Source organism: Acinetobacter schindleri (assembly GCF_010918895.1).
Lineage (GTDB): Bacteria > Pseudomonadota > Gammaproteobacteria > Pseudomonadales > Moraxellaceae > Acinetobacter > Acinetobacter schindleri.
This window is the reverse complement of record NZ_CP044483.1, coordinates 2,778,370-2,792,657: the sequence shown is the minus strand read 5'-3', so window position 1 is coordinate 2,792,657 and position 14,288 is coordinate 2,778,370. Positions and strand designations below refer to the sequence as shown.

The following is a 14,288-nucleotide window of genomic DNA, read 5'->3' as shown; positions in this document are numbered from 1 at the left end:
TTATACTGTTTTAGCTTGCTGTTTTTGCTGGATATTTTTGGCTAGTTTATAAGAGTCTTCCACATGTGCCTCGGCAACTTTTTTCATTACGAAGTAGCCTAAACTTGCAGCAATTAACTGACCACCGAGCGGGATAAATTTGGTCACTTGCTTGGTGATATATTTTGCGGCAACATTATTGATGGATTTTTTTACCGCCGTACGTGCCACTACAAAACCAGAAAATTGTACGCCGCGTTTACGTAATTCATCCCATTGAACCTGTTTGGTTTTTGGATCAAATACGCTGACCTGCTCTGGTGCCAAGCCGAATCGGGCATTGATTTCAGGAATCAGCTGTGACAGGATGCCGACGTCAATCAAGACATCAAGAAACGGTACCGGAATCACGGCTGCACCTGCAGACATATAGGCACGCTTCTTAATCAGCTCCAGGCATTCTTCACGGATCTGTTCTAGATTTAAACTTGGATCAATTTGATCGGGAAATTTGTCTAATTTCATGGGCGATTACCTAAAGCTTCCTGTTGTTGTTTTTCTAAAAAAGTATCCATAAGATGCTTTTTTAAAAGAAATTTTTCTACTTAAGTGTAGATTAAAAGTGACATAGACAGAACAGGGTGTATAGTAAATAATCTTTATTGTTTTGTAGTGCTGCTTTCTTTTAATTTGGGGAATTCATGGCTATTCATGTTATTCAAAGTCAGAAAATTGATGTGCTTTTGGATAGCATGCTGCTGGTTACGAGTCAGCAGAAAAGAACTGCTTTTCAGGTGCTTGAGCCGCAGCATTTCATTGTGCCTTCGCCCGCAGTTGAAGCTTGGCTCACCCAGAAAATTGCCGAGAAAAAGGGCATCAGTGCCAATACACAATTTCACCACCGAATTCGTGCTTTTCAATGGACTTCTTATCAATGGGTGCTAAACAGCCAGAAAGAGCTGGAGCAAGTCCGTGAAGCCAATATTCCACGTATCATCATTAAATGGCGAGCCTTTCAGGCGCTGCGCAAGACCATTTTGGCAGATGAAATTCCACTCAAATCCCAGCATCCGCTGTATTCGATTGTAAAGCGGATTTATGACAGCGCTGACCGTCTGGAACAGCCGAATGAGCGCCTGCTCAAAAAACAAAGCATGCTGTACTGGGTCTGTGAACAGGTATCGCGCCTGTTTAGCCACTATATGAATTATCGCGGCTATTGCGCACGCAATTGTCCGCCGCAACAATGTAGTTGCCCGACCAACTGGCTGAACAACTGGGGACAGAATCTGCCTTTAGAAATAGAGCAGATGCTATATATCCCCAAAGATGAAAATGGTCAGGAAATTCCGGTAGCAGATTTCGTCAAAATTCAGGCACGGGAACTGGAAGCCTGGCAGCGCTGGCTGTGGCAGAACGTATTTCAGGATGACTATGCCAAAATCCTGGAAATTGAAAAGCTGTACTGGGAACGCATTGAAAATCCGGAAACCCGAGCGCAGGCTTTAAAGCAGCTGCCATCTCAGGTGGTGGTATTTAGCATGCTGGAATTGCCACCAGCTCAGCTGGATTTCTTGCGCCGTCTGGGTCAGTACATCGAGATTTATATTTTCCATTTTAACCCGTCACAGGAATACTGGGCGGATAGTGTCGATCCGAGCTGGAAGGCGCGCTATGACCTGGGTGTACAGGAACGCTTTATCCGCAAATACGAACAGTCGCGTGGAGGCAAGCCGAGTGATGAGGAAATTGCTGCATTCTGGAAAAAGTTCCAGCTGAACTTTAATGCTGAAGACCGTGAATCACGTCATCCTTTACTGACCCGTTTTGGTAAGCAGGCACGGGATCACTTTTCTCTATTATCCAAACTGTCTTCGGGTGAGGAAGGACATTGGGCGGATGCCTTTGTGGATGACTATCAGGACCATCTGCTGGCAAAAATCCAGTCGGATATTCTGTATCTGGTAGAACCGGAGCGGCATACTTATCCCTTGAAGCCGGAGGATAGCTCGGTACAGATCCATGTCTGTCATTCTTCATTACGCCAACTGGAAGTACTGCGCGAACAGATCATTCACTGGCTGGCTCAAGGCACGGAAGAAGTACCGCGTCAGCCCAGTGACATCCTGGTATTGAGTCCAAACCTGAAAGAACTGGAACCGGCGATTCGTAGTGTCTTTGCACCACCACCACGTGAACGAGAAGGCAGCCAGTCCCGTCTGCGCAAAAACAATATTTATCTGCCGATCCAGATATCCGGGGTATCCCGTCTGGATGTCAGCAATGCCTGGCGTGCCGTGCTGGGCCGCATACAGTTGATGCATCGCCGTTTTAGCATTGAAGATTTTGCCGACTGGCTGAGTTTAAGTGCGACTCAGCAGTACTATGCATTGGACTATGCACAAGTGGAACGCATCATCCAGCTGCTCAGTGATGCCGGCTTTAAGCGTGGCTTAGATCAGCAGCATTTACAGCAGCATTTATATGAAGGTGATGAAGATTACCGCTTTAGCTTCCGCTTTGCTCTGGATCGCTTGGTACTGGGCATGGCGGTGCCAGAACATCAGCTGTTTGAAGATACCCTCAGTTATGCCAAAGTGCTCAGCAGTGATTTTCCGCTGATTGTTATCCTGATCCAGATTTATGAGGATTTCAATGAACGTCGCAGCTGGCTGAATGCGCATGAGCAGGGACAGCGTACACCGGTAAAAACCTGGCTGGAATATCTAAATCGGGATGTGAATGAATTCCGCAGCAATGGGGTTGAGTCGCTAAAAACCGTAGCAGAAATCATTGAAAAGCAGATGCGTATGCTGACGCTGGCCGATTATCATGATCAGGATGATCCAAATGCGAATCAGGAACTGGTGGCATTGAGCTTACCATTGCCTTATGTCTTGGAAGAAATACAGAATAGTCTGGACATGCAGCTGGATCAGGCCGAACCGACCGGACAAATTACTTTTAGCCAGATTGGCCAGATTCGCCCGCTGCCTTATAAGCTGGTGGTGATGCTGAATCTGGATACGGGCAAATTCCCGAGCCGAAATCAGCAGCTACCGTTTGACTTGATGAGCATTCTCAAGCCGCAGCTCGGTGATCGCTCCCGTCTGGATGATGATCAGGGCGCATTTCTGGATGCCTTGCTGTTAGCACAGGAAAATCTGTGGTTATTCTACAACGGCTTTGATGTGAATGATGGCGAAGTGCGTGATCCATCCACGTCATTACAGGAATTGATCCAGCATATTGCCCTGATCTGCCAGTCCGAGCATCCAGATGCAGATGTCGATGTGATGACCGAGATGAATGGCTTGCCAGTCGCGGCGCATATCCAGCAGCTTTATCATGTGCATCCTCTACAGCCTTTTGATCCAGTTGGTTTTAGTACATTGCGTACCCCACGTTTTCAGGATCAGTGGCATAATGTAGCTTCTTTTCTTTGTAAGGCTGAAGGGCAGCGTCGCAGCTGGATTAATACCCATTGTCCGCCAGTACAGCAAGAACAGATTCGGATTCTGCATGGCGATGAATGGATTCGGGACATGATCTTCCCGGCACGTCTGTTCCTGAAAAGTGTTGGCATTTCTAGCGTGAAATATAAAGACTTGCCCGCGGCACAGGAACCATTATTGCTGGATAAATTGCAGCAATATCAGGTACGGGATTTTCTGCAGCAGCAGGAACAGGAAATAGATACCCGGTTGATGCTGGATCGTCTGCCAGTCGGAAAAACCCAGGAAGCAACCTGGCTGAGTACCCAGCAGGAACAGGAATTGCTGCAGCAGCGCTTACAGCAACTGGATAAACAGATTACTCGTACCACGCAGCAAAACTATCGTTATTCATCTGATCTGATGTTGCAGATTACTGTGCCGCAGCAGCCAAATGCATCGTACTGGCTGAGCATGCAGTCCGCTTCAGCCTCGGAGCGCCGTCGCGCGCATGTCTGGCTGGAATATCTGCTTTGGCTGGCCTATTTAAATGATGATAGTTATAGCGCAGAGCTGGAACGAATTGTGCTGTTCAGTAACAAGACCGTAAAATTCTGCAAGGTGACATCTTCTCAGGCTAAAGAATATTTGGCTCACTGGTTTAAGGCCTGGGAAGCAGGTCAGCAGCAACCGGTAGTGTTACCGGCTGAGCTCATTCTGAAAAAAGACTGGCAATGGGAAATCAATGAGCAGGGTCAAATGATTATTGGTGATCTGGATAAGCTTTTGGCGGCCTGGAACAACACTTATGAAAGTACCCGCCCGTTGAGTTCGGATGAGTCCTGTGTACTGCATCAGGACTGGCAATTCATTTTGCAGGATCAGGATCCAGAGCAGGCGTTGCAGCATAGTCTGCTAAAATTTGCCTATGACTTGTATGCTCCGATTCAACAACATTTAGAGTGGGTAAAATAAATGACCATGGCCCCTCAACAGCAGCATAAAATTTCAACCAATCCAATTCAGGACATGGCCTTTACTGGTCTGCACTGGATCGAGGCTTCTGCAGGAACCGGCAAAACCTATACCCTGTCCAGCCTGATGGTACGGATTTTTCTGGATAAATACTATCCACATCAGGTCATTGCGACCACATTTACCCGTAAGGCAACAGCTGAACTGAAAAGCCGGGTACGCGCACGTGTGGAAGAAACTTTGCGTTATATCCAGCGCTATCAGCATCTTAATTCGGTAGAAATGGCCCAGCAGATCGGGCAGGAATCCGATCCGTTGTTGCAGAAAGTGCTGCAAGATTATGGCAGTCGTATGGACTACGCTCGCCGTCGTCTGGGATTGGTACTAAACCAACTGGATGAACTGTTTGTCGGCACGCTGGACAGTTTTAGCCAGAAGCTGCTGCGTGAATTTGCCTTTGAAAGTGGTCGGATTGAACGTGCTGAACTGACTGAAGATCAGGACCTGTATATTCAGCAGCTGATTCATGATGTACTACGGGAATGGATCCAGCAGCAGCCGCAGTATGTCATTAACCAGATGTATTTACAGAACCAGCTCAAATCCCCTGAGCACTATGTGGGACTGGTACGTGATGCACTCAATTTTAGCGCCAATCACTTCCAGTCAGTCCGCCAGGTAGAATGGGATTTGGGTGAACTGGATGCCTGTATTGAGCAGCTGGTCAATATCAGTCCGGCAGAGCTGCTCAAGATGCAGACTTACTGCACCGAAACCCCAAAACATTTTCATAAAAACTTTCATGCAAAACTGTCGGAAATCTGCAGCAATTTTTCTGATTGGACGGTACAGCTGAGTGAACAGAAGGGTATGTGCTTCTTTGATCCTGAGCTGTGCAAGCTGGTGCTGAAGTTATGTTATCTGCTGCGTAATAAAACTGATTTTCAGCCAGGCAAGCAGCGTTTTACTAAAAGCTGTAGCGAAGAAGAGCAGCAGTATTTCCTCAGCCATCCGCTGATTTGTGCCATCGAAGCACTGTGCAATGTGAAACAGGCACTGGATGAGAAATTCAAACAGCTCACGGCTTATCTGGAATATCACCTGATTCGCAGCGTGCAGCATCGTCTGCCGCAGACTTTACAGAAGCAGGGAGAGACTACCTTCTCGCAACAGATCCGTACCCTGACTGAAGCCTTGCAAGGTGAGCAGGGGCGCCGTTTTGCCCAGTTTGTGCAGTCTCGTTATCCCTTAATTCTGGTAGATGAATTTCAGGACACTAACCAGAATCAGGACGATCTGCTGGCACGAATCTGGCGGGATGCTGCGCGGGTACAGCTCGGCTGTATGATCATGGTCGGTGATCCAAAACAGGCAATTTATGGTTTCCGTGGCGGCGACATGCTGACCTATAACAAGGCACATGCTGATGTCCATTTAAAGCAGGGCTATGAATATACCCTGACCCAGAACCACCGCTCGGTCAAAGCTTTGGTGGAAGTGGTTGATGCCCTGTTTCAGCGGCAGATGGATTTTGGTGAAAGCGTTAATTATAGTTTGATTCAAGCCGGTAGTCGTCCCCATCCGGACCTGATTGATTCCGCACAAGCTAATCCTTATCCATTACGCTGGATGCAGCTGGGTGAGCAGGAGCATGAAGCCGATCAGGTGGCCTGGAAAATCCGCGAATTACTGAACCAAGCTGCACAGCAACAACTATATTTCCAGCAGCAGGACAGTTCTGCTCCTCTAACTGAGGATGATATTGCTGTACTGTCCTTTGGACATTATGCGCTGGAACAGGTCAAGCAGCGTCTGCAACGCATGGGGATTGCCTGTTATAAGGAATCAAAACAGAGTGTCTTTGCCAGCAACGTGGCACAGGATGTCGCCGCGGTGCTGACCGCGATCATGGACCCGTTTAATGAGGCCAAGGTTCGTCGTGCTTTAGTGACCCGTCTGCTCGGCTTTGACCTGAAAAAGCTGCTGGAGCTGCAACAGCAGCCAGTTGGCCTAAGTACTTTTATTGCCGATTTTGAGGTGATCCGGGAAATGTGGTTCGACAAGGGCTTCCTGAGTGCTTGGAACTATGCCCTGAACCTGTTTGATGTCTGGACTAATCTGGTATCGAGCCAGAGCATTGATAATGAGCGGGTTGTGGTCAATCTGCGTCATCTGACCGAAATCCTGTCGCAGCAAAGCGAATATTATCAGGGTGCACAGAAACTGTATCACTGGTATCTGCGCCAGCTACAGTCTCCTTCTGGCAAGGACAGCGAAAAAGAGCGCAAGCTCTCTGGCGATCGTGGCGTACAGTTGCTGACAATCCATGCCTCCAAAGGTCTTGAATTCAAAATCGTATTCCTGATGGGCGCTGATGCGCCGTTTGACGTCAACAAAGGTAACCTTAACTTCTCGCTGGCCGGTCATGAGCAGGACGATATTCTGAATCAGTCACGAGTGATTGCGGTAAATCGTGAGGATCTGCATGAACAGGCACAGCTGCAGAATGCAGCACGGAATGCTGCAGAGAATCACCGTCTCTGGTATGTGGCGCTAACGCGTGCCAGCCATCGGGTTTACGCCATGCTGCAGGATCAGAGTGGTCAATCAGATTCGTGTCTGGCCTACTGGCGTGGGCAGGGTGAGCAGGTCTTCCAGCACCCGCTCAGCTGTATGGAAAATACCTTAACAGCAGCGCCACCGCGTATTGCGGTAGAACGGATGAAAACAGCACTGGAATTAGTTGCTCATCCTTTACCGGAACAGCAGTTCTATCCACGGACCAAAACCAGCTTCACCGCTTTATCGAGACATCAGCTGCATGTAACCGTACTGCAAGATGATCTGGTTAGTTTATATGAACACCCAGAAAGTGCTGCCGATGAAATCCATCTGCAGACAGAAGCAGAAGTGCTGCAACAGCCATTGGACTGGATCAAGCTGAATTTTCCTAAAGGTACTGTGGCCGGAACTTTCTTGCACAGTATTTTCGAGCATCTGGATTTTCAGGATAGCAGTTACTGGAATCTGGAAATCCGCCGTCGTTTCAAGAATACCGCGCCACATATCTGGATGGAATTGAAAGACCGGTTCCAGCAGGATTTTCAGATTCTAGAGCTACTGCAGCAGGCCTTCCAGCAGTATTATCTGCAGGCCACGATTAACCTGAATACTCTGTTTAAACGGGTAGCCAGTAATGCCAGCTTAAAAGCAGGAGCGCTAGCTGAGGCTATTTTGCATGTTATGGCCAGCGTCAACTACAAACTGTTGACCGGTATCCGCTTGCATGACCAAAGTGTTGCCTATCGCCATACATGGCACAGCTTTTTCCAGCAGCCATCTTTAGATGTCACTCATTTTCTACAGTTTATGACGCAGTTTGAGCGTTATTTTCTGGAACTGGATGATGATGCCTTTATTCAGCAGTTTGAGCAGGAAATGGGGCAGCTGCCTAAAGCAAGCACGCATGAAAATCTTGATGTGACTGGACTAATGCAGCAGTCAGCGGATCTATTCTTTGAAGAATTATCCGAAGATATTCTGCTGAATCTAATGCATGATTGGGTCGGGGAAATCCTGAACACACCGATTCAGAGCGAGTTTCGTTTAAGCCAGCTGGATCAGCACAGCTTTTTGTCGGAATTCCCGTTTTATCTGGCTTTGAATGATGCCCCGTTACAGATTCGCCAGATTCAGCAGCTGTTTGCGGATTATGGCCTGATCATGCCGGACTTTAATGAGGCCAAATCGGCACGTTACCTGACCGGGGCAATTGACCTGGTATATTTTGATGGTCAGCGCTATCACATCGCTGATTATAAGAGTAACTATCTCGGTGCCAATCAGCAGGATTATCTGCCGGAAGCAATTCATGACAGCATGACGCATTCCAGTTACTGGTTGCAGGCTGCCCTGTATCTGGTCGCCATGCACCGCTATTTAAGCGCTAATTTGCAGGGTTATGACATCCGGCAGCATCTGGGTGGAGCGACCTATTTGTATCTGCGTGGCATGAATGGGCAGGCCGGACAGGGGCTATATCACTGGCAGCCTGAAGTTGAATTTATCCAAAAATTGGATCATATTCTGGGCTATTATGCGGTGAATAAGTCAGCATAAAATGGCGAAACTAAGAAATATATACAATAGAAACAGAAAATTATCCTGTGGATAAGTTTGAGGATAACTGTGTGGAAAATGAGCAAAATCACATATCACAGCTGGCTTCGCCATTGATGCCCTGGATCGAGCATATATGTCAGCCGCCATTCAGTTCAGCTAACTTTGGCGATGAGGCCAAGCTGCTCATGCATGCCGTACTGGAAGCTATGCAAAATGGTAACAGCTGTATTGACGCTGCAGAGGATCAAGTCGCCTTGCTGCACAATCTAGTGCGCCGTGGTGAGTCTGATCAGCATGCGATTGCACCCTTTATTTTTCAAGACCAGCAGTTGTACCTGTACCGTTACTGGAAAATGGAACAAGCAATCGCTGCGCATGTGGTTCGCATCAAATCCCAGCAGTTAAAAGCTGTTCAGTTGAATGGCTATCATCGCAGCCTGCTTGCTGATCCGCAACAGCAGAAAGCGCTGGAAATGGTGGCCAGTCAAGGTTTAAGTATCATTACGGGTGGCCCGGGAACCGGGAAAACCTATACGCTGGCACATATTATTGCGGTGCTGAATGAAAGTTTGCCGGATATCCGGATTGCCATGGCAGCACCAACCGGCAAAGCGGCACAGCGTATGAAGGAAGCGTTGCAGAATGCCTTGAGCAGTCCGGCACTGGCCCAGTTTGACTTGGAAACCTTAAAACAGTTACAACCTGTGACCTTACACCGACTCTTGGGTCTGGGAATAACTGCACAGCCAAGATTCCACGCCCGACAGCCACTACCTTATGAGGTGATTGTGGTCGATGAAGCCTCTATGCTTGATCTGAGCCTGGCACAGATGCTGCTGGCAGCGGTGCCAGATGGGGCGCGTTTGATTCTACTGGGCGATGCGAATCAGCTGGCTTCTGTCGATGTTGGCACCGTATTGGCTGATTTGCAGCAGGTTCCGGCCCTGGCCAATAACCGGATCAATCTGATGAAAACTCGACGGTTTAGTGAAGGTGCACGGATTGGTGCATTGGCACATTTTATTCAGAAAGCACATCCTGATCAGGATCTGTTAACCGAATTTGAACAGCAAGTGGTAACTGCATCCGAGCTGCAGACCATTGATCTGGAGCAGATTGAAATTGACCATCTACAGCTGCAATACCTGCCGGAAAATGTATTGCTCAATGATGCTCAACCTTATTATGACCAGCTGATGTATGGTTATCAGGGCTATGTACAGGCTCTCAAAACAGGGGGAGGCAGTCAAGATTTTAATAGGTTTGTAGAGCAGATTATCCGTCATTTTGATGATTACCGTATCCTGACGGCAATCCGCCATGGGGTTTTGGGTCTGACCCGACTTAATCAGCAGATTGAACAGCGCCTGCTCACTGCAACCGGGCAGATCAAGCAGGGCGACTGGTATATCGGTCGTCCGGTGATGATGACCTATAACGATTACCAGCTGGGACTATCGAATGGGGATATTGGGATCTGTTTCCTGCGGGAGCATCTTGGACAGCGCCAGTTTGAAGTCTATTTTCCGAGTCTGGAAAAATGGGTTTTAGCAACGCGCTTGCCCAAAAGTATTGAAACTGCCTTTGCTCTAACCATTCACAAATCCCAAGGTTCAGAGTTTAGGCACACTGCAGTCGTACTGGACCATAAAGCCAGTAACCTGTTAAGTAAGGAATTGATTTACACAGCGATTACACGTGCAAAAAAAGCCGTCACATTATTGGTAGACCGCGAAGCATTTATACAATCGTTAAGCCTGAAAACTACTCGTCGTAGTGGCTTAAGCAGAAAAATCATTGAACAGTGTCATAACTTTTCAGGTGATAGTGAAACTGATTAATGTAAGCATATGCTTACAGCGATTCGGGAGATTTGCGGATAGAGCTTCACTGCCCTTTTTGAGAAGATGGGCCCTACAAAGAACTCAACAAGGAAAGTTGAGTATAATCGCATAATTATTATAAGAAAGTCGTGAGACAGCGAACTTACATTGATGTAGGTGAAAAAAGAGGAAACTTACAGCCGCTAAGCCTTGTAGTTTTGGGAGAGACTACAAGGCTTTTTTATATCTTGAGTTTATGGAAAGGTAGCATAATTTTATAAATTATTTAATTTATCTAAATCATCTGTATAAGATGAACAAGATGGGTTAAAAATGAGATTTGTGTAATATTAATCACAATTTAGGTTAATTAATGTAAGAAAATACTTACATATAGATACGAAAAATGCGTCTATGAGTAGCCCGGCTTTGTGGCAGAATCTACTACACAGGGATGTTGCAGTAAGAATATGGAAAGTTTTTATTAACAATAATAACTATAAAGCGCGATGCAGCGTAATAAAAACAATAAACAATAAAAAATAATGAAGAAGAAGAAACTACAGCGCACAAGAAGCCCGAGTCCTCTCGGGCTTTTTTTTATAGTTAAATAAAATTACCTGTATATTTAGCCAATGAGGCGAAAGATCAGCTGTTTTATATTTGACTGAAATAATAAGGCGTTTTTCATAATCTTTAGTTCAATCTCTAAACCAATTCGACAAGCTTTATCTTGCAGATAAACAATCTGATTCCAGTGAACTGAGTGGATTTCTTTAAATCTATCTATCGTCGCATGATCTATTTTTGCAATCTAACGTAATTTCCCTTAAAATATGCAACTTGCTGTAGTGATGCACGGCAGTCAATGTTCTGAATTCTCATTACTTTGATTTTTATCAAGATATATAAGCATCTCGGAGAAATCGAATGGCTTTAACAAACGCAGATCGCGCAGAGATCATCGCTAAATTCGCTCGCGCTGAAAACGACACTGGTTCACCAGAAGTTCAAGTAGCTCTTTTAACTGCTCAAATCAATGACTTACAAGGTCACTTCAAAGAGCATAAACACGACCACCATAGCCGTCGCGGTCTAATCCGTATGGTTAACCAACGTCGTAAGCTTCTTGACTACCTAAATGGTAAAGACCACGGTCGTTATGTTGCTTTGATCGGTGCTTTAGGTTTACGTCGTTAATTCGATTTAAGCTTTATTTTCGGGTTTATTGCATGCATTGTGCTTTACAGCTGAAAACTAAAGTCAGCTTGGCTTTTTAGTCAGGCCTAGGAAGGGGCGAATGTTTCGCTCCTTCTTTGTGTTTAAAATTAGTGTTTCTTTCTGGTGAGGTCGGCTTCTAAGCTTTGTCATTTACTCGTTCAAAAGGACGTGAATGCCAAACCTTAGGGGTCTCCACTAGAATAATTGTTCACAAGAACTAGGAAAAAATAAAACATGTCGATGTTTAATATTGTTCGTAAAGAATTCCAGTTTGGTCAGCACCAGGTGGTTCTTGAAACTGGTCGTGTTGCACGCCAGGCCAATACTGTTGTGATTACTATGGGCGGCGTAACCGTACTGGTCGCTGTTGTTGCTCAACCGACTGCTAAAGCGGGTCAAGACTTCTTCCCGTTAACCGTAAACTACCAAGAAAAGCAATATGCTGCGGGCCGTATCCCAGGTGGTTATGGTAAGCGTGAAGGCCGTGCATCTGAAGCTGAAACTTTAATTTCACGTCTGATTGACCGTCCAATCCGTCCATTGTTCCCAGAAGGTTATTACAACGAAATCCAGGTGACTGCGACTGTAATCTCTTCTGACAAGACCATGGAAGCTGACATCGCTGCGATGTTAGGTACTTCTGCTGCACTTGCGATTGCGGGTACACCATTCCGTGGTCCAATCGGTGGCGCACGTGTTGGTTTGATCAACGGTGAATATGTTCTTAACCCGAACTATGAGCAAATGGCTCAGTCTGACCTTGACCTGGTGGTTGCAGGTACAGAATCTGCGGTATTGATGGTTGAATCTGAAGCGAAAGAACTTTCAGAAGACCAGATGCTGGGCGCTGTATTGTTCGGTCATGACGAAATGCAAATCGCGATTCAAGCAATTAAAGAATTTGCTGCTGCAGCTGGCGCGAAAGAATCAACTTGGGTTGCTCCAACTAAAAACGAAGATCTTCAGGCAAAACTGAAAGAAGCGTTTGAAGCGAAAATCTCTGAAGCATATACCATTGCAGTTAAGCAAGACCGTTATGCGGCACTTGATGCAATTCAAGCAGAAGCAGTTGCTCAATTCGTTCCTGAAAATGACGAAACCGGTATTGCAGATGACTTGAACGAATTGTTTGAAGATCTGAAATACCGCACAGTACGTGACAACATCCTATCTGGTAAGCCACGTATCGACGGTCGTGACACAAAAACAGTGCGTGCACTTGACGTACAAGTTGGCGTGTTAGACCGTGCACATGGTTCAGCATTGTTTACACGTGGTGAAACTCAGGCGTTGGTAACAACAACTTTAGGTAACACACGTGATGCCTTGATGGTTGATACATTGTCAGGTACTAAAACTGACAACTTCATGCTTCACTACAACTTCCCTGCATACTCTGTAGGTGAAACTGGTCGTGAATCTGGTCCTAAACGTCGTGAAATTGGTCATGGTCGTTTGGCACGTCGTGGTGTGCAAGCTGTTCTTCCAGCAGCTGATCGCTTCCCGTATGTAATCCGCATCGTATCTGATATCACTGAATCGAACGGTTCATCTTCAATGGCTTCTGTATGTGGTGCTTCTCTGTCACTTATGGATGCAGGTGTACCAATTAAAGCACCAGTGGCTGGTATCGCGATGGGTCTTGTGAAAGAAGGCGAACGTTTCGCAGTTCTTTCTGACATCCTGGGTGACGAAGATCACCTTGGTGATATGGACTTTAAAGTAGCTGGTTCTGCAAACGGTATTACTGCACTTCAGATGGATATCAAAATCGAAGGTATCACTGAAGAAATCATGGAAGTTGCTTTGAACCAGGCGTATGCAGGTCGTATGCACATCCTGAATGCAATGAACCAGGTGATTTCACGTGCTCGTCCAGAAATTTCTATGCACGCACCGACTTTCCAGGTAATTACCATTAATCCTGACAAAATCCGTGATGTCATTGGTAAAGGTGGTGCGACTATTCGTCAAATCACTGAAGAAACCAAAGCTGCGATTGATATTGAAGACAATGGTACAGTACGCGTATTTGGTGAAACTAAAGCTGCTGCACAAGCTGCGATTGCAAAAATCCAGGCGCTGACTGCTGAAGTTGAACCAGGTACGATTTATACAGGTAAAGTGATTCGTATCGTTGAATTCGGTGCGTTCGTTAATATCCTGCCAGGTACTGATGGTCTGCTACACATTTCTCAAATCTCTAACGAACGTATTGCCAACGTTGCAGACGTATTGAAAGAAGGTCAGGAAGTGAAAGTACAGGTTGCTGATGTTGACAACCGTGGCCGTATCAAATTGACAATGAAAGACATTGAACAAGCTTAATTGTGAGATGACTTTTAAAGTCTGAAAAAAGCCTGCTTTATGCAGGCTTTTTTACATTTGAAGTTTATAAGATTAAAAAATACCGGCTGATTTAAGTGAGAAAAATCCGTTAGATCCAGTCAATATTTGAATTACATCGCTTACGATGATGTTGCTGGAGGATTATGTCTTGATCTTTTTAGATTTTATTTTGACCAGAGCGCTGGCAGCAAATTAAAGTTAATTGAATTTGCTGTCAGCGGAGATGTGATCTAAACAATACCGAATTGATTATTTCGCTTATGAACAAAATATCATCCACTAAATTATTTAGACTACCTTAGGTTTCTGGCATTTTTATAGAGGCAGGAAGTAGGATACTAATAATTCTCCTGCTTATGCTTAAAATCACTTTTGGATTCTTATA

6 protein-coding genes are annotated in these 14,288 nt (G+C 45.9%); 5 read left to right on the top strand and 1 reads right to left on the bottom strand.

Features of this window, described 5'->3' with window-relative positions; translation table 11 throughout:
* A complete protein-coding gene (locus FSC11_RS13315; protein ID WP_004890494.1) occupies positions 1–504 on the bottom strand; it encodes a hypothetical protein in 504 nt (167 codons plus the stop codon).
* A 176-nt stretch (positions 505–680) separates the two neighbouring features.
* Between FSC11_RS13315 and FSC11_RS13310 the strand changes: the two genes are divergently transcribed.
* The 5 genes from FSC11_RS13310 to pnp all read left to right on the top strand — a co-directional run bounded on the left by FSC11_RS13310 (position 681) and on the right by pnp (position 13,882).
* Positions 681–4,388, top strand: a complete 3,708-nt coding sequence (locus FSC11_RS13310) for an exodeoxyribonuclease V subunit gamma (protein WP_163167382.1) — start codon at positions 681–683, stop codon at positions 4,386–4,388.
* Positions 4,389–8,507, top strand: a complete 4,119-nt coding sequence (locus FSC11_RS13305) for a UvrD-helicase domain-containing protein (RefSeq protein WP_163167380.1) — start codon at positions 4,389–4,391, stop codon at positions 8,505–8,507. It abuts the gene before it with no gap.
* A gap of 71 nt (positions 8,508–8,578) precedes the next feature.
* Positions 8,579–10,351: an exodeoxyribonuclease V subunit alpha gene (recD, locus tag FSC11_RS13300; RefSeq protein WP_163167378.1), complete on the top strand. Its 1,773-nt coding sequence runs from the start codon at positions 8,579–8,581 to the stop codon at positions 10,349–10,351.
* Between the two features lie 912 nt (positions 10,352–11,263).
* Positions 11,264–11,533: a 30S ribosomal protein S15 gene (gene rpsO, locus FSC11_RS13295; RefSeq protein WP_004637724.1), complete on the top strand. Its 270-nt coding sequence runs from the start codon at positions 11,264–11,266 to the stop codon at positions 11,531–11,533.
* Positions 11,534–11,794: 261 nt separating this feature from the next.
* Positions 11,795–13,882: a polyribonucleotide nucleotidyltransferase gene (gene pnp / locus FSC11_RS13290; protein WP_171063225.1), complete on the top strand. Its 2,088-nt coding sequence runs from the start codon at positions 11,795–11,797 to the stop codon at positions 13,880–13,882.
* The last annotated feature ends 406 nt before the right edge of the window (positions 13,883–14,288 follow it).

What these genes read in the sequence shown, in the direction of transcription:
- rpsO (WP_004637724.1), top strand. Translation starts at nt 11,264, where the DNA reads ATGGCTTTAACAAACGCAGATCGCGCAGAGATCATCGCTAAATTCGCT.
- pnp (WP_171063225.1), top strand. Translation starts at nt 11,795, where the DNA reads ATGTTTAATATTGTTCGTAAAGAATTCCAGTTTGGTCAGCACCAGGTG.
- FSC11_RS13315 (WP_004890494.1), bottom strand. Translation starts at nt 504, where the DNA reads ATGAAATTAGACAAATTTCCCGATCAAATTGATCCAAGTTTAAATCTA.
- FSC11_RS13310 (WP_163167382.1), top strand. Translation starts at nt 681, where the DNA reads ATGGCTATTCATGTTATTCAAAGTCAGAAAATTGATGTGCTTTTGGAT.
- FSC11_RS13305 (WP_163167380.1), top strand. Translation starts at nt 4,389, where the DNA reads ATGACCATGGCCCCTCAACAGCAGCATAAAATTTCAACCAATCCAATT.